Here is a 16,458-nt window from a genome sequence, read left to right on the forward strand (position 1 = left end):
CCCTCTATGAAAGTAAAAGACCGGCATATACAAAGAACCCGATGCCCAAAAATACGGCCAAAGGCACGCTCCTTTGCTTTGTCGCTCTGGCATAAATGCAGGCAGGGATGACAGCAAAAAAGAGGATGGCTGCAAGTCCGTAAAGCCCGAAACAAAAGCCTAAGGCTGCCATCAGCTTAATATCTCCTCCACCAACACCGCCCCATTTGAAAGCAATCATAAGAAGGCAGACTGCCGGGAACAAAAGTCCCGTAAATCTTTCAAGCAGGGGAATATATAAGATTCCTTTACCATTGATGACCGCAGAAGCAAATCCCACCATAAGAATGGCAATCCATGTCCAATCGGGAATAATCCGTTTTTTCCAATCCGTGATGGCAGCACAGACCATCGGGATGGCATAAAGCAGCATCATCATGGACTTCCCGTGGTGACATCATCGGAGTACATGCTGTCAACCACCTTCATTTTCAGATTTCCTCCGGTGATCCATTTAGATAGGGTACCTCCGGGAGTGTGCACATCGGTGACAAGGAGCTGCACGATATAGTCCCTGTCATCGGGGAACCATACCGGGACATACTGCTTCTTGTATCGAAAGGGTGAAGTGAGATTTTCTTTGAATGTAAAATGGTCGCCCTCCTTCATTAGTGGTATGGCTGTTTCATAGCGGTACTGGGGCAGATAGACCTCGGCAGTCTGCGGCGCAGTAATCAGCTCCGGCTTATCATAGTTGGTATTCACAGAGGTCGTAACATTGAAGGAAAAACCATATCCCGATTTGATATAGCCTTTTGCCTTTGTTTCATAGTCAAGGACGGCTTCTACTTTTAGCTCGGCGTAGAAGTCTTTCCAAACAAACCGGTCGTTTTCATACCGCTGCTCCTTCCAGATCACCCTGGGCTGCTCACTTCTTGGCGGTGGTGCAGGAATGGTTGTATTCTCTTCCGGCTCATCATAGGTTACATTTTTGATGATGGCCTTTTGGGTATAGGTGTTGTTGGCGTTGGATGTTTCATTGTCCAGGACTTGGTCGGGATTGATGACCGCAATCAGGGTGATGTTTTTATCGGCCTGCACGTTGGGGGTATCCCATTTGACCGATACGACGTTCCATGTATCCTTTTCCATGACGATAGCATCAATACGTTTTTTAAGTAAAAGCTCCGGGACTTCAAACTGGACTGAAACCTTCTGTCCAGGCGTAAAGTCCAGGCTTCCCCGGTTTGACACCTTGATGGTGCTGATGACCGTCTGATTCTCCTTGTATCGGTCGGGCGTGATCCGCTGCACATCCAAGTCATAGGGACGCTCCACTACGGAAAGCTCTGCCGCAGCCCGGTTGTTGCTTGTGTTGGTATCCCTGTACTCTGCAGGCGGCGACACCTGGGCCGACAGTCGGATGGTTGTGCCTTTTTCTCCTGCCTTGCCTTTGACAAGGAAGGCTTTAGTTTCATGGGCTTGGAAATCTGCCGCAGTCGGTACGACTGAAACTGCCTTACCGTCAATGGAAGCGTTTAAGCTTACCCCTGACAGCGCTTTATCCGTGTCATTGCTGAAGTACACAGTAAAGCTATATTCCTCCTGCTCATAGACCGTGGGCGGGTAGGACAGGTTCACCCATACATCGCACAGCTTCTCCTGCGGCACCACCGGGTCGACGGGCGGATGTCCGGGATCAGGGGGGGGATCCGGATTCGTTGGCGGGTTATTCGGATTTTCGGGTGGATTGTCTGGGTTTGTCGGTGGATTATCCGGATTTTTAGGTGGATTGTCCGGGTTTTTCGGCGGATTATCCGGATTGTTGGGTGGATTATCCGAGTTTCTGGGCGGATTGCCCGAGGGTTTTGCCACAACAGTAATTTTGGAAGCCGCGGTGTTATCAACCGGATTTTCATCCCGAAAACCCTCGGGCACTCCGATATTCGCCCACAGGTTATATACCTCACCCACATGCCCCGCCTGTCCGGTGAGGGTATAGGTCTTGGTTTCCAGGGGATTGAAGTCAAGCGCTTTGGGAATTGAGTCTAAAACGACCTCATTGTTTTTCCCCTGTACCCCTGCATCCTTCAGCATCCTGTCGGAATGGTTGGTAAAGCTCACCGTAAAGCGGTAAGGCTCCCCTTCGTAAACGGTGGGCGGCGCTGCAATGCTTGCCGATACATCGCACAGCTTTTCCGGGTCGGGGTTTTCCGCCGGTGGCGGATTTTCTTTGTCCGGTTCGGGATTCTTCCCCTGGCTTGGGGTTGGCTCCGGTTTTTCCACCACCCGGATGACCGATGTCGCGGTATTGTTCTCCGGGTTCTTATCCATAAATCCCTCGGGCACTTCGATCTGCGCCCACAGCGTTATGACCTCCCCTGCTTTGTCAGTATTCCGTGTGAGGGTGAAGGTTTTGCTTTCGTTGGGCGAAAAATCCTGCTTGGCGGGGATTTCTTTCATCTGCTCCCGGTCTACGGTGCCGATCAAGGGCACATCATAGGCCGGTGCTGCACCATGGTTGCTAAAAGTCACCTCGAAGGAATAGCTATCCCCCCGGCAGACGGTTTCCGGGGCGCGGATGCTCACGGAAAGGTCGTTGCCATCCTGCTTTTTGAACTTGAAGTAAAAGTCTGCCGCAGGAATTTGGGTGTTGATCTTTTGGGTAATTGCCGTTTGGGTCTGACTTTCCCCATCGGGGTATCCAGCAGTTTCCGGTGTATAATCCCATTCCATACCTCTATAGATATAGTTGCGCGATAGGGAGATATCATCCTTTGAGAAGGTGACGCTGGTGGTCTGGTAGGGATAGAGGTATTCCGGCACACCCCTGTCTTGTGCCGTAGCTTTGCCGTACACCTCTTGCTTGTCTTCACTGCACCATGTGGCCTGAACGTCAATTTTTACAGGGGCTTGATAGGTGATTGCCGCGTTCCGCATGGTTTCAAGGGCCATGAGGCTCTTGGGTGTCCAATGAAAACCTGTAGTCAGGGCGTCAAAATCCTGATTTGCATCATAGATCCCGATGACCTTCCCGGTGGAATAGTCGTAAACCTCCACCACTAGACTGCCCTTCAACGTGTAGGTCCTGCCGTCGCTCCTGCCGATCAACCCGGCAATGCGTTTCTGCTCATATTCGGCAATAGTGTTGGCCTGCACCAAATCAATCCGTTGGGATGTGGGGAAGGTCTTTAGCTTGTCTGCTCCATCATAGGTTTCCTTCAAATTCATTCCTACCGTGCGGTAGCGGATATTGTATATGGCTTTTTCCTGGAATACTACATTTGCGCTTATGGTGAGGACTGCGCCCCCATCTGTTTTCGCTGTCAGGGTATACACCCCGCAGGCTTCTTTATTCGCAATGGTCAGAATGGGGTCTGCCGGAATCTCTAGGGTCTGGCCGTTATGGCTTAATTGTATTCCTGCCAAATTGCCCGCCTTAGCCGCAGCGCTGATGGCAATTTCTGCCGGAAACTGCTCCACCGCGATCACACCGCTTTCACTGGTCAGACTGTTTACCGGAGAGCGTATTTTCAGCGTAATGTTACTGCCGGACATGGCAAAGACTTGCGTTGAAAACAGCAGGCAGCATAAAATTGCCAAGGGTATAGCAATGATTACTTTTCGCTTCATGGGGAACCTCCTTCATCAATTCTGTTGTTGCTGCTGGAGAGAGTAAAGGGCAGCCGCACCTCGCCGGTCAGGAAACTAAAAACGCTGCGGGTTTTCAACTCTCCTTTCAAGATGAGCCGAGGCGGATCATCGTTCGCGGTGAGGCTCTGGATTTCAAGGGTATACACCCATTGCTCCCCGGAATACTTGTTCAGATCCCGGTCCAGCTGCATGCTATCATGAAGATAGGCGTAGAGCTGTTCTACCGCAAGGGCGCTGTCCATCCGGGCATAGCCGTCTTTGCGGTATTCATCCAGCATGGCGTACTCCACCGAGGAATTCACTCCCCGCTGGAGTACATATTCCACCTGCTGGTACAGGCTGTCCATGCGGAAATATTCAATGACCATGGCTGCAAGGGTCATAATAAAAAAGATGAGGATCAAGATAAACACCAGCCCATCGCCTTTTTTGCTTTTTAAAATGGATCCGGTTTTGCCCACAAAATTATCCCTCCCTTCCGGCGCTTTCACTCTAAAAGCTTCCAATATTTTTCCGACATGCCCGTGATGCGCACCTCCATGGGTATGATGATTTGCACCGGTGGAGAGGAGGAAGGCCGAAACACCGTAAAGGCATAGTTGTATTTCATCTTTACTGTAAAAGTATCTCTTAGCTGAATTTTTTGGTTTTGTTCATCACAATAATTGACATCCCCGATGCTCATTTCCGGAGACAGCCCGGTCTGTTCCTTGAGCCGGTAGAAAACATCATATACGTTATCCGATACCTGCCCCTCCAGCTCAATGACCCGGACCACCCGGCGGCAGACTTGGTTAAGACTCAGATAGGTGGTGAAGATGCTTAAGAAGGACATCACCGTCGCCATTAGCGTAATCACCACCAGGGTTTTGATAATCAGTTCATAATAGGCGCTGCCTTTTCGATTAACCAGCGCCTTTTTCAAAGAGAAAGGGGGAGAACATCTCCCCCATAAGCTCCGGCACTGCCTGTTCATCCCTTTACACCCCCTGTTCCGGCGGTGTTGTTTCGCAGCCGCCGCATAGTTTAGCTCAAAAGGCCGGTGATTTTGGTTACAATACTGTTCCAAATCTGCGTAATGGAACCTTGGTAAAGCGTCATAAATACCGCACCGACAACGACTACGATCAGTACAACGATCAGCCATCCTGTCATCTGATCGCCGGATTGATTGGTCAATACTTTCCTAGCCTTTAAGCCTGCCATTGCCATTTTGTTTCTCAAAGTTCTCATCATAGAAAAATGCCTCCTATAGTTATTTTTTGATTTCAGTTTTGATTTTTTAAGGTTTTAACAAAATTTAGGTCAGTAATATCAGTTGCAAACATTTCATCAAAGGTAAAAGGGAGAAAGTTTCTCCTTTTTACCTTTGTGAGTAATTTTACAGTTTGCCGTTATTTATCCCAAAAGACTTGTAATCTTGGTGACAATACTGTTCCAGATTTGCGTAATGGAACCCTGATACAGGGTCATGAATACTGCACCCACTACCACTACAATCAGTACGACAATAAGCCAGCCTGTCATCTGGTCACCGGACTTGTTGACCATAAGCCCTCTTGCCTTTGAAAAGGCGTTTGGCATTTTCTTTCTCATGGGGTTTAACCTCCTTTCTTCTACGGTTTGGATTGTGTTTGTCTTGATTCTCAGGCTTTACCTCCCTCCTGAAAAATATAGTTTTATTTGAAAAGGGTTGCCCCGTTTTCACATTAAAAAAGGCCCCCCATGGATCGGACTAAGTGGGAGCCTATAACATACAAAAGGCTTGCCAGGGTCACTACCACAAGGGGTATGGATGCCATCTTTATTTTGCCGGGCAGCTTACCCAGATTCTTGCGCAGGGCTTCCTTCGCCTTGATGTCCATATCCTTGGCAAGATACATTAGAGCCTCGCCCTGATGCTCTCCACGGTATAGGCCGATGAGGGCATTGACTAGAAAGGATACCTCAAGCAGTCCGACACGCTCACTGAAGTTTCGAAGCGCTGTTTCTATGTCCTTGGCTTTCATCTCCATGATCAGAACCGCAATGTCATAGTAGAAAACCTCACTCGCTACCTTTAGATAGTCCTCAAATATCTGGATCAGGTCCACCTGGACAACCGTATTTTCGTTGCCACCCCGCACATCTTCAAGCTTATAGAGGATGGAGCGAACAAAACTTGGAAGTTCTATTTCGATTAATGCTTTTTTCTCTTTCAGCTTGTCTTTGAGGTCGGTCATGAAGTGGAAATATACTACCACCGAAAAGATAAGGATGGCAGGAGCAATGTTTGTTGCTCCGATTGCCAAAAGCAGAATCAAGAGCGGCAGGGTGAAAGCAGCACAGATGAGAGCACGTGCATGATATTCCTTTGGGGTTAGAGCAAGTCCCCCACGCCTTAGCATTGACGCCATTTTTGCTTCTTTCTCCGGTTCAATCCATATAAATCGGGATACCGGCTTTACAAGGGGCATCACAAAAAGGTTGAGCAACCTTGCTCCTGTTTTTTCTTTTTCTGCCTGTAAGTTTTTGATGTTTTTTTTCATGCTCAGCGTGGGTATTTTGAGTATTTGCCTGCAAATTAAAAATCCTGCCGCAGTCAGCAGGACAAAAACGATGATTTGATAGAACAAATTTAAACCTCCCTGTAAAATTGATTTTGGTTAAGTTTTCTATCGGTTGGCAGGTCTGGTCATCTTCATCACGAAGAACGAAGTTGCCAGAGCGGTTACGAGCATGACGACAATCAGTAATTTTCCTAGGGTGGTTCCGGTCAGAATAGCAAACCATTCCGCATTTGAAAAACGCATCAAGGGAATAATACTGAACATCATGCCCACCGTCATCAGATAATCCCGCCATACCCTGCCCATCATGCTGTCACTTTCAATCTGCATGGCCTTGGCATCATTCATCGACTTGATTACGGGAAACAGGGCAAATTTCAGCCGCCTGTCGTGATAGCAGAGAATCAGCATTTTTATCCACTCGGCAAAGTAGCGGTTCTTTATCTTAGCTGATAGGCGGTACAGCCCATGTTCTATGTTCGGGTTGATGAGCTTTATTTCTGAGACGAACTCATCAAAGGGCGTTGGTTTTCTTAACCCCACAGGGATGTAGCGGTTCTTCTCTTCGACAAAGGTTTCCATCGCCTTGATTAGGTCGTCACATCCGGCGTAAGCGTTGGTGATGATGGACATGGTATTTTCCAGCCCCTCGATTTCTTCCCTCGCTGCTCTGGAACTTTTCACGGTCAGGTAAAAGTAAGGAGCCGGGATAAGGCAGACTGCTGTAACCGCTGCCAAGCCAGCGTTGCTAAAAAGCAAAACCCCCGCCAAAAAACCCGACACAAATGCTGCGGCAACCATCAGGATAAATTTCTTAAGCGTGTAACTGGTTTGCCGGAACAGGGTTGTAAACCGGAGGATCACTCTCTCTCTGATTTTCAGCTTTGTTCTCGACAGATACAACCGCCGCTGTTTCAAGGTGTTTTTCTCCACTGCAAAAGGGTTTAGCTTCAGCAGGAGGAAAAAAGCTAGGCTGATCAGGCCAAAGACAAAGGTAAGGGATATCTGGATTTCATTCATAGTCATCCCCCCTTCAATTTTTAAACTCGTTTCCTGCGAAACGGCAAATTTCCTTTCGTTCAACTCCATTGATCAAAAGCCTCTCGGCAAGGGCCTGGGATATATGCCCTATGTGCTTGTGACTTCCTACGACCTCTGTAATTCTTCCGTCTTCGTCTTTTTCATAATGATCAATGTCGTATCGAAAAAGGGTATTGCCTACCAACTCTCCATCTCTGACCCCGGTGGCCTCGAAGATTTCCATGTACTTTCGGGACTGGTCAGGCAACTGCATTTTAAAGACCATGATGGGAAAAGCTTCTATGATATTTTTAAGCAACCTTTCCTCCGACAATGACGTTCCGGCTTCTAGGCACATGGTGAGGATTCTTTCATAGGCTGTCCTGGCACTGTTGGCGTGCAGAGTGCTGACGATGGTGTGCCCTGTACGTCCTGCTTCCTGCACCGTCAGGGCTTCTTTCCCCCTCATCTCAGCCGGAACAAGGATGGCAGGGTGGAGCCTCAAAGACAGCTTCAACAGGTCCAACATGGTAATGGGATTGGGTTCTTCTTTTGTCAAAAGGTGAATGACATCATTGACCATCACACCGTTTTCATCCACTTGGACCAGGGTCAGTTCGCGGGTGTCCTCTATGGTTACGATTCTTTTATCACTTGAAATACAGCTTAGAATATATCCCATATCGGAGGTCTTTCCGCTGCCGGTTGCTCCGGCGATGGCCACCGATATGCCGTTATTGACGCAGAGAGTGAGAAAGTCCAGCTCATCTTCTGTAGCTGTCCCCCAATAAATCAGGTTTTCTCTTGTGATATAGGACGGCTTTTGCTTTCTTATGGAAGCAATGGCACCGGCATCGAAATCAACGCAGGGTACAATGGCTCCGGACATGCGTATGCCCCGTGAGATAAAGCTGTCGCCTATAGGCTTTGAGCCGTCTAGGATGACATTTCCAAAGCGGCTCATTTTCTTGGCGATGTTGGAGCAAGCCTCCGGGTTGCTGAAGGTGATCGGGAGCCTAACCTTTTTATCCTTGTATAAAACCCATACTCCGTTGTAGCCATTGACGTTGATCTCTTCAACCTCGCTGTCCTTCAAATATTCCGATAAAATCCCCATGCCTGCCATATCGTTGTATACTCTGTCGACCAGCTCGGAAATATTTTGAATTCCCTTTGCCACCATTCGTTCACTATTTAAATACTGCATGATGAGGTTTTTCAGCTTTCCCTCCGCTTCTTCCGAATACAGCACCTGTGCCAATTCGGTGGAGTGGTTTTTGGAGATAATCCGTTGCAATTTATCCAGGATGTCGCCGTAGTCCTGAGCTTCCAGGCTGTTCTCCCCGCTGTCGGAGCGCTGCTTGTTGGCCTTGTAGATCAATTCATTGACTGAAAATCCATTGTTCATTTGTATTTGTCCGTCCCTCCGCATAGTTCATCTGAGATTTTTTCCAGGACTTTACTGTAGCGCCTGCACCCTCGATCCTCATAAAAAAACACCGGAGTTCCGGCGTTTTCAAGCTCACCTGCCTGCTTTACAAAGGGAAGTTCATATTTGAAGGAAAGCTCTATAAGACTCTTAAAGGTTTTGTCATCGAACTCACCATTCGGTGTCTGCATTACATTGATTTGCTTGTCGGCGATATGAAGTTCCTGGACAAAATCCTCTACTCCTTTATGCCACATAGGGGCAGAGGCAGACGGCCTGTACAGGGTGTACACCTTTTCCGCCAGCCAGAGTCCTACTCCGGATATTGGATTGGTTAGATCCCCCGAGCCGTCAATCAGTAAGATGTCGAACAGGAGAGAGGATGCGGTGATGAGCCTTTCCACGCTTTGGAGGGATACGCTGTCACATAAAAGCCCTGTGTAATGGTTGGGTACGGACAGAAAAAAGAGATTTTTACTTTCCCCGGTCTCCATAAACTTCTCACCCACATTGGGATTGTCCTCATGGAGCGCACGGAACAGTCCCTTTTCCGGTGGGATGCTCTGCCCGAAATACACCTGCAGGTCGCCGTAGATCAGGTTGGAGGAAATGAGCCCCACAAGGTGGTCACGGTTTGCCAAAGCGCAGGCTAAGTTGACCGCAAAAGTGGTTTTTCCGCTGTTGTCTTTGCCCCAAACGGTGATGATTTTACTGCTCATGGCTTACCCCCCTTTTTTCAAAGATCAGATGCAGCTTGCCCGTGTATTCAGCTTCGATGAGTTTCGCTGCCTGCGCTTCGGTAACTACCAGGGTAACCGCCTTGGGGATGGGATCGCTGGAAGACTGCTGGTTTTCCGCTTGCTGCTTTCGGACCTGGGCGGTGCTCTGTGTGCGGGCATTCTCCACACTGTAAACCTCCAGTCCTTTCAGTTCAGGGTAGAGGATAACCTGGGCGGAAGTGCTTTGACTTGCGTCCCCCTCTTTTTTTTGATTTGAAAAGACAGCCACTGTCACAATGTCGCCGCTTTCTAAATGAGAGGAGAGCCCTGCGGCAATGCTTGGCACACTGATGGTAACCAGCCGTTTATTGTCCCTGGCAATACGGTCCAACTTTTCATCGGCGACAAAGTCACCGATCTTTTGGGGAAACAGGTAGTCCCCCTTCGCAATGTCAGTCTGCGCGATCTTCCCTTCAGCCAAGACCTTATCTTTGATGACGGCATCGGGTAAACCGAATTTCCCCACCTCCACCATAGCAAGATATTTACTCTGTATCTTTGTGCCTGCCGGGATGTCCTCCGCAGCCCGAAGCACCATCACTGTCGCGCCCTTGTCTGCATAAAACTTCGGCAGGAGCAGAAAAGAAATGGCTCCTGCCAGGACAATGCAGAGGACGCTTAAAAATATCCGGTTCTTGATTATCTTCAACTTATATCATCACTCCTTCAAGGAATTTAGTTTATCTGCATGCCGCTCTGCTGCACCGTACCCTCCATGACGGTTTGAACCTCCATATCAAACTGTTCAAGCCATCGCTCATCAAGGCTCCAAAAACGGATCAGTTCAGCTACCGTTTTACGAAGTTCACCGATATCCTCTGTTGCTTCCACTCCAAGAACACAAGCTTTTTCTACAGCAGTAGCAGTCAGACCATCGATAGTTGCTTTAATCATTACATCCTCTTTACTTAAAGATCCGTCTTTACTTTTCAACGATTTTTGCTTCTCCCGTTCTTTGGCAATCAGATCAATGAGGTTAGTGCCATCGTATACCTCGTCCACTACCTCATTGGAGTTGCGAATATATCCGGCATTAGTAAACTCGCCATGGTCATTGGACTGCACATCGTAGCCTACATCCTCATAGTCAATGTTTTCGAAGATTTCTTCCGGCAGATCCGGCGCTTTTTCCTCTACAAAACGGTGTCCAAGCTCATCTAAATCCGTGACGCCATGCCATATTTCATAGGAGTCGTCTTCAAGGTAGTACGCCTTGTTGATGAGGTCTTTGACCGTAATATCCCCGCAGTCTGTGAGCAGGGACATGAAATCCTCAGCCTGTTCTTCAGTAAATCCTTTGAACTTATGGGCAAGGAGATTGAGTTCATTGATGTTGGCGCCTCCTGGAATGTGGTTCTGCAGGTCCTCATATTTTCCGAAGGAGTGACCAATGATCTCATAGCCGCTGTTGTCGAAATCGCTCAATCCGATTTCTCCGGCAGCTTTTTGAAGCGTTTCCTCTGCCGCGGGAAGCTCAACGTGCACCGCAAGCTGCTGCCCATGTTCATCTTTTTGAGTGTTGCTGATAATTAATTTAAGCATTTTTTTCCTCCTGTTTTTTAAAATAAAAAAGTACCTTTCAGTTTTTAAAAACCAAAAGGCACTATATCAATTGCTGCTGTGTAGACGGCGGAGTATAGTAGTCGAAGCAAAATTCCTTTTCATTGCGGGCAATCATACCATATTCTGTTGTCACTGCACCCTCGGCTGCTATCTGATCCCTTCCGTACTGATCAAAGTCAAAACAGCATAATACCGGTTCAAGGGAATTCATATATCCCCTGCCTGTAATGAGCGCACGGCCATATTCCTCCGGTGATGTCAGTGAGAAATAAAAGTCATAACAGTCCAGGTTTTGCGAAATGTCTGCCGCCAAGTCAAGGTTTGTGCATTCTTCATATTCAAGGGCAGCCTTGAACTTTGATACCCATGATCAGCTTGCTTATCTTACTCCATATAAGGATATGTTAAAATGGTGCTAATAAACCCTTGACACCGTACCTAACTACAGACTTTATACTAGACATGTGAGGTGAGCAAATGAATGGACTGACTATTAGCGAATTAGCTAAAAACGCTGGCGTAAATATCGAGACGATTAGGTATTATGAAAGATTAGGCTTGATATCGGAACCCCCACGAACAAAATCTGGTTATCGAATCTTTCCACCTGAAGTGATTCAGCGAATTAGGTTCATAAAACGCTCTCAAGATTTAGGGTTTACTCTTTCGGAAATTAAAAAACTTCTTAGTATGACTGAGAGCGAAAGTTCTGGTTGTCGGGAAGTTCGGCTATTTGCCTCACAAAAGATAAAGGAGATAGAGTTCAAAATACGTGACCTACAAAGCATCAAAAGCGTTCTACAAGATTTATCGAGCAGATGTCCCGACCAAGGGCCTGTTCATAGTTGTCCTATTGTAGAAAGGTTGTCGGAAGGAGGTGAGGAAAATGGCTAACAAGAGGCTGATTGAAATTTTTACGGCTGGTTGCTACATCTGTGAGAACGCTGTAAAAGAAATAAAGACTCTAGCTTGTCCCAACTGCGAAGTGAAGGTATACGACTTAAACAAAAAGTGTGATACTAATGAATGCGTTGAAAAGGCCGAGCAGTACGGCGTTAAATCGGTTCCTGCCGTTGCTATCAACGGAAAGTTAGTGGATTGCTGCAGCAACAGGGGAATTGACTATGAAACACTAAAAAGAGCCGGACTAGGTCAATAAATGTAAACGCCAAGAACGATTTATTTTAATTGTATGGGCCGGGATAGTTTCCCGGTCTTTTTAAAAAAGATCTATCAACCGAAGGACAAAAACTGGAGGTCAGTTAAATACACGCAAGTTGTTGTGAAAGAAGTGTTTGCTCATGATTATTGAACTATCCGCAAATTCAAAAGTAATTCCGGCTTGCCCTGTTTGTAATGGGGTAGGGCAGAAAGTACGTAAGGAAACAGTTGAACATCAGGTACAACATACCCTTGAAATTGAAGGAGAAGAATATTTTTTCTTGTGTAGAACTCCCGAATGTGAAGTCGCTTATTACACACAAGACAGTAAGATGACCATTAGTCAAGACCAATTGGTCAACAAGATTTGGTTTAAAAACGTTCCTCCCCCAATTCCAATTTGTTACTGTGCAAATGTTATGGAGGAGGAAATCTTATATCATGTAGCTGAAGCACAATGCTGTTCAACATTGGAAGATATTAAGAGACATACGGGTGCCAATACAGGGTGTGAATGTCTGACTAAAAATCCTGCCGGTGGCTGATGTTCATCGGTAGTGCAATCGGTGATTGCCAAAGGTCTTGCTATGAGAGAGAAAAGTCATTCCTAGAAAATAAGATCTTGGAAAGCAAATGCTGTTTCCATACTATTTTCCTGGTGCTACCAATGAAAACATTTTACTCATTTACATCCCTCCCATCTTTTGTGTGAAGCCTTGCTCCTGTTCTTGGAACGGTTCATCAATTCTTCGGATCATTCCAAATGCAGTCTGCTTTACACCATCTTCTATCATTTTGTAATTGCCATATTTCTCGTAGTCGACAAAGCTATTAATCTCATCGTCAACGAATATATCATATCTGCCGGACTCAAATAGCACATGGTGAGCATAGTCCGTTGCATTGATAACAGAGGCAGGGATAAGTTCATACCTATCGAGGTCTTCTGCGATATCCAGCGTATTGCACAAATCCTCCGGCATTTCTGCTTCAAGGGCAGCGAGAAGCTTCGTTACCATTCCCTCGTTTGGCATGTCTTTAATTTTCTGCGCCAGCTTGTTGAGAGAATAGATGTCCCCATCCATATGAAGCCTGGCTGATAGGTTTGCGATCGGACAGTCAAAATCCGCAATTTCACACTCTTCAAAATGTTTTACCCGCAGTTGATCTCTTACCTGACGCAAGGCAATATCCGATGTTGGCAGTTTGAGGGTGTAGGGGTCATCCAGCCTATCAAAGCTGTACTGAGATATGAGCTTGAGCTTGAAAATATAATCCTTATCGGCATTCACATCGGGCAGCGTGATCCCATCATAGATGCGCTCTATGCTGCCGCCGGTCTTTGCCACATATCCTGCTGCGGTATAGCAGCCGGAGTTGTTTGCCTCATATTCTGTTGCGACCCTTTCATAATCCACATAAGGCAGGGCGCTTTCATGGATTTGCACCTCACCGCTTTCCACCAGATATTGCCCAAGCTCATTGGCAGTGGTGACATCGGGGTACAACTCGTATCCTTCCAAACTGTAGGTCAAGTTGATGATGTCTGTCAGTGTGTTGATGGATTCAATATCAAGAGCCCCGGAGAAAAGAGCTGCTTCCGATTCAACAAAGCCATCGATACGCCGAGCGATGAAGTCAAGCTCTTTTATGGTATTGGGGTCATCGGTACTTTTTCCTATTAAATATTGTCGTAGATTCCGGATAGAAGATTCCACCCCGGTGAGGCGTGTATCAAGGTTCTCAGTGCCATTGATATTATCAAGTGTTGCATAAGCTACCCCTATGTCTGCAGGAGTAGTGGGCAACGAGAGCCATACACCATTTTCTTTGTCTACTCTTGTTAAAAAGACTTTCAGCATTTACATCCCTCCCATCCTTTGGGTGTTTTCTTCCTGCTGTTCATACAGTTCACAGACTTCTTCCATTGAATCAGTACGGCAGATATATCCGTATGAGGTGAAGCACCCCTGCTCATGTTTGAGGCGATCCTGACCGTACTTTTCAAAGTCGATGTAACTTTCCAGCTCGCTGTCATATTCAAAATGGCCGGACTCTATAATCATGTGCCTTCCATATTGCTCAACATTTGAGATACCTTCAATAAAAAAGAAACTGTCAAGGTTTTTTGCAAGTTCTATCATTTCATCAGTGGTTTTGGCTTGCGTATAATCAATGACTGCCTCCAGTTTCTTGATTTCCTCCGGATCAAGCTCATGGATGATTTTACTCAATTCATTGATTTCACCAATGTTGTCCATCAGGGAAAGATGATCCATAAAGCTCTCCGACAAGCTCATGCTGTCTACACATTGAAAGGTCAAGTCGTTATATGTGTCTGCGCCGAGATGGAGGAGCGCTTTCAAAATACAGGCTTTTGATGTGGGAAGATATAGCCATACCTTTTCCGGGCTTGTTGATTGGGAACCCTTTCTCATCATCTCCAGCTTCAATACATAGTCACTGGTGTAATCATAATCGGGAAACATTTTTCCATTGTATACTTCTTCCATGGGAAGGCTGTTGCAAAATACTACACCATAAGGTGTTACCTTACCATCACCGCTGCTTAAAAGATTTCTGCCCATTGTTTCAAAGTCGAGCCGTTCCATTTCACTTGCAGGGCATCCGATGTTCTTATCAAGGTAATGATTTCTTCCGATGTTTTTCAGGTTCAAGAAATCAGTGACGACCGTATAATTGTGAAGATTGAAGGTTAGGTTGATGAGGTCTTTCATGGTGCAGATACCCTCTCTTGCAATAGCTCCTTGAAACTTGGCAAGCTCATAGTAGTCAAAGCTGTCTATCCGTCTCGCGAGATAGTTCATCTCATCCACATTGATGCAGTTGTTTTCAAGTACGCAAAGAGCAGGTATATCTCCGCTTATCTTCGCAACATGACAATCTGCTATGTTGCTGTCGCTGATGTTTATCCCACTGAGCTGTTCCATCATGCTTTCCTCATCAACGGGGAAGGTGATGTCGATGCTATAGTTATCACGGTATATACCGTTTTTGAGTTCGGCAATAATCATCTTGTCCCAATCCTTTCCTTAATAGAGTTTTATAGAGTTGGAGAAATAGAAAAAGCGGCTGCATCTTTTGAAATGCAACCGCTTATTATTGCTATACTGTTTTAAGTAAGAGCTTCCAGCAAATTTAAAATTCGAGGGAATCCAATCCTTCCTCATCCATCGAATTCATTTCATTTTCAGGAACCAACTCTACTTCTGAGGGTTCTGTGTCGCCCATCTGCATTGGAATCAGCACGGGAAGCAACTCATTCCTTAGAAACTCCTGATCGGCGCAATAGTCGATAAATCCTGCTCTGGTGGATATGAAGGCAGTATCCAGCGGGGTAGTAATTTGAATGACATCTAGCGGCGAATTTTTTATAATGAAAGAGGCAATGTTTGTCGGAGTAGTTTTCAAAAAATGTTCGCTTCTTCCTTCCTCCGAATAGACATAGCCAATTAAATATGGGTAATCCATTGCTTTCCCTCCTTAACTAATGTCTGCGATCAAAGCTTTCAGCATTGACATTCTCCCATCGTTTGTGATTGTTGTGCCTGAGTGAATTGCTCAACCACAGCCATCAGCTCTCTTGCACATCCCGCATCGCAGGCTGCTAGGCGTTCTGCCATATCGTCATAGCCATATAAGCAAGTTCGTTCTATTGCTTGACAGAGTGCGTTGATATCCTCAAGACTGTCGCTACTGGCTACCTTGTCGACGATGGCTTTACCCACTTCACTTAGACCGGTGAGTCTAACAGACACATTTTCTGTGTTGTCCACGGTCACCTTGCTGGCAGGCAACCGGATTCCAATGCTCCCGAGATGGTCAGGCATATCATGAATATTTAGGGGAAAATCTACCGCCAGGCTGTTCCTCTGATGCTGGATAAAGGCGTAAACGGTTTTCAATTTTATATACCTCCCATGTTTATTTCACCCGACTGCATACCATCCTGCATGGATGCTGCAAGGACTTCTTGAATCAGTTCAGTCGTTGTGGAGATTTACTTTTCCTTGCAGGAAGTCCGGAACTTTTATTCCCTGCTGTGCAACTCTGTGGGCGACTTCGGCAAAAAATTTGTTGCTGTCAATATTTGAATCCTCCTAAAGTTTTTCGGAAAAATTTAAAAGGCTGTATCTCATTTCAAAATACAGCCCTAAACTTACACTAATTAAATTTAAGTATCGTGGAATTTGAGGTCTGGGAAATACTGTGGAAATAATAAAGCGGCTTCATCCTTTTTTGAATGAAACCGTCTCATTTTTATAGAATTTGCTTAAAATCTATTTTTTATCAGTGGTTATTT

Annotated in this window: 20 protein-coding genes; 3 read left to right on the plus strand and 17 right to left on the minus strand. The window is 46.3% G+C overall.

The features are described from left to right. Positions 1-4: 4 nt before the first annotated feature. From DSOL_RS13210 to DSOL_RS27305, 13 genes are all read right to left on the minus strand, one after another. Positions 5-418, minus strand: a complete 414-nt coding sequence (locus DSOL_RS13210) for a prepilin peptidase (RefSeq protein WP_235838816.1) — start codon at positions 416-418, stop codon at positions 5-7. Then, complete coding sequence (locus DSOL_RS13215) at positions 415-3,612, minus strand: DUF8195 domain-containing protein (RefSeq protein ID WP_075365307.1); 3,198 nt, start codon at positions 3,610-3,612, stop codon at positions 415-417. Before DSOL_RS13215 ends, DSOL_RS13210 begins: the two co-directional genes overlap by 4 nt. After that, complete coding sequence (locus DSOL_RS13220; protein WP_075365327.1) at positions 3,609-4,094, minus strand: hypothetical protein; 486 nt, start codon at positions 4,092-4,094, stop codon at positions 3,609-3,611. Before DSOL_RS13220 ends, DSOL_RS13215 begins: the two co-directional genes overlap by 4 nt. Before the next feature lie 26 nt (positions 4,095-4,120). After that, on the minus strand, positions 4,121-4,609 hold the full coding sequence (locus tag DSOL_RS13225; protein WP_075365308.1) for a DUF4320 family protein: 489 nt from the start codon (positions 4,607-4,609) through the stop codon (positions 4,121-4,123). Positions 4,610-4,659: 50 nt separating this feature from the next. Continuing rightward, a complete protein-coding gene (locus DSOL_RS13230; RefSeq protein ID WP_075365309.1) occupies positions 4,660-4,869 on the minus strand; it encodes a hypothetical protein in 210 nt (69 codons plus the stop codon). Between the two features lie 162 nt (positions 4,870-5,031). After that, entirely contained in the window at positions 5,032-5,229 is a 198-nt protein-coding gene (locus DSOL_RS13235) for a hypothetical protein (RefSeq protein WP_075365310.1), read from the minus strand. A 113-nt stretch (positions 5,230-5,342) separates the two neighbouring features. Next, positions 5,343-6,248, minus strand: a complete 906-nt coding sequence (locus DSOL_RS28860) for a hypothetical protein (RefSeq protein ID WP_235838817.1) — start codon at positions 6,246-6,248, stop codon at positions 5,343-5,345. 39 nt (positions 6,249-6,287) lie between these two features. Continuing rightward, positions 6,288-7,202: a type II secretion system F family protein gene (locus DSOL_RS13245; protein WP_075365328.1), complete on the minus strand. Its 915-nt coding sequence runs from the start codon at positions 7,200-7,202 to the stop codon at positions 6,288-6,290. 13 nt (positions 7,203-7,215) lie between these two features. Then, positions 7,216-8,610: an ATPase, T2SS/T4P/T4SS family gene (locus tag DSOL_RS13250; protein WP_075365312.1), complete on the minus strand. Its 1,395-nt coding sequence runs from the start codon at positions 8,608-8,610 to the stop codon at positions 7,216-7,218. Further along, positions 8,607-9,350 (minus strand): CpaE/TadZ family protein, encoded by a 744-nt coding sequence (locus DSOL_RS13255; protein WP_075365313.1) that lies wholly within the window; start codon positions 9,348-9,350, stop codon positions 8,607-8,609. The genes DSOL_RS13250 and DSOL_RS13255 overlap by 4 nt, the downstream gene beginning before the upstream one ends. Beyond that, positions 9,340-10,059, minus strand: a complete 720-nt coding sequence (cpaB, locus tag DSOL_RS13260; protein WP_075365314.1) for a Flp pilus assembly protein CpaB — start codon at positions 10,057-10,059, stop codon at positions 9,340-9,342. Before cpaB ends, DSOL_RS13255 begins: the two co-directional genes overlap by 11 nt. Before the next feature lie 26 nt (positions 10,060-10,085). Beyond that, positions 10,086-10,952 carry an antirestriction protein ArdA gene (locus DSOL_RS13265; protein WP_075365315.1) on the minus strand — a complete coding sequence of 289 codons (867 nt, stop codon included), beginning with the start codon at positions 10,950-10,952 and terminating at the stop codon, positions 10,086-10,088. 61 nt (positions 10,953-11,013) lie between these two features. Continuing rightward, the gene (locus tag DSOL_RS27305) at positions 11,014-11,286 is read right to left on the minus strand and encodes a hypothetical protein (protein ID WP_139314472.1); all 273 of its coding nucleotides are present in this window, start codon (positions 11,284-11,286) and stop codon (positions 11,014-11,016) included. A 164-nt stretch (positions 11,287-11,450) separates the two neighbouring features. Here DSOL_RS27305 and merR point away from each other — a divergent pair, with 164 nt between their 5' ends. From merR to DSOL_RS13280, 3 genes are all read left to right on the plus strand, one after another. Next, positions 11,451-11,867 carry a mercury resistance transcriptional regulator MerR gene (merR, locus tag DSOL_RS13270; RefSeq protein ID WP_075365316.1) on the plus strand — a complete coding sequence of 139 codons (417 nt, stop codon included), beginning with the start codon at positions 11,451-11,453 and terminating at the stop codon, positions 11,865-11,867. After that, positions 11,860-12,132, plus strand: a complete 273-nt coding sequence (locus DSOL_RS13275) for a thioredoxin family protein (protein WP_075365317.1) — start codon at positions 11,860-11,862, stop codon at positions 12,130-12,132. Before merR ends, DSOL_RS13275 begins: the two co-directional genes overlap by 8 nt. 142 nt (positions 12,133-12,274) lie before the next feature. Next, positions 12,275-12,745: a (2Fe-2S)-binding protein gene (locus DSOL_RS13280; RefSeq protein WP_341270997.1), complete on the plus strand. Its 471-nt coding sequence runs from the start codon at positions 12,275-12,277 to the stop codon at positions 12,743-12,745. Positions 12,746-12,820: 75 nt separating this feature from the next. On the opposite strand, the gene DSOL_RS13285 is transcribed toward DSOL_RS13280, so the two are convergent. The 4 genes from DSOL_RS13285 to DSOL_RS13300 all read right to left on the minus strand — a co-directional run bounded on the left by DSOL_RS13285 (position 12,821) and on the right by DSOL_RS13300 (position 16,060). Next, positions 12,821-13,996 carry an antirestriction protein ArdA gene (locus DSOL_RS13285; RefSeq protein ID WP_075365319.1) on the minus strand — a complete coding sequence of 392 codons (1,176 nt, stop codon included), beginning with the start codon at positions 13,994-13,996 and terminating at the stop codon, positions 12,821-12,823. Next, the gene (locus DSOL_RS13290) at positions 13,997-15,169 is read right to left on the minus strand and encodes an antirestriction protein ArdA (protein ID WP_075365320.1); all 1,173 of its coding nucleotides are present in this window, start codon (positions 15,167-15,169) and stop codon (positions 13,997-13,999) included. 124 nt (positions 15,170-15,293) lie between these two features. After that, positions 15,294-15,626, minus strand: coding sequence for a hypothetical protein (locus DSOL_RS13295; RefSeq protein ID WP_075365321.1), 333 nt, complete (start codon positions 15,624-15,626; stop codon positions 15,294-15,296). Between the two features lie 38 nt (positions 15,627-15,664). Then, positions 15,665-16,060, minus strand: a complete 396-nt coding sequence (locus tag DSOL_RS13300) for a hypothetical protein (protein ID WP_075365322.1) — start codon at positions 16,058-16,060, stop codon at positions 15,665-15,667. Positions 16,061-16,458: the final 398 nt, after the last annotated feature.

Origin of the sequence: Desulfosporosinus metallidurans, from assembly GCF_001936615.1 — a bacterium.
Taxonomy (GTDB): Bacteria; Bacillota; Desulfitobacteriia; order Desulfitobacteriales; family Desulfitobacteriaceae; genus Desulfosporosinus; species Desulfosporosinus metallidurans.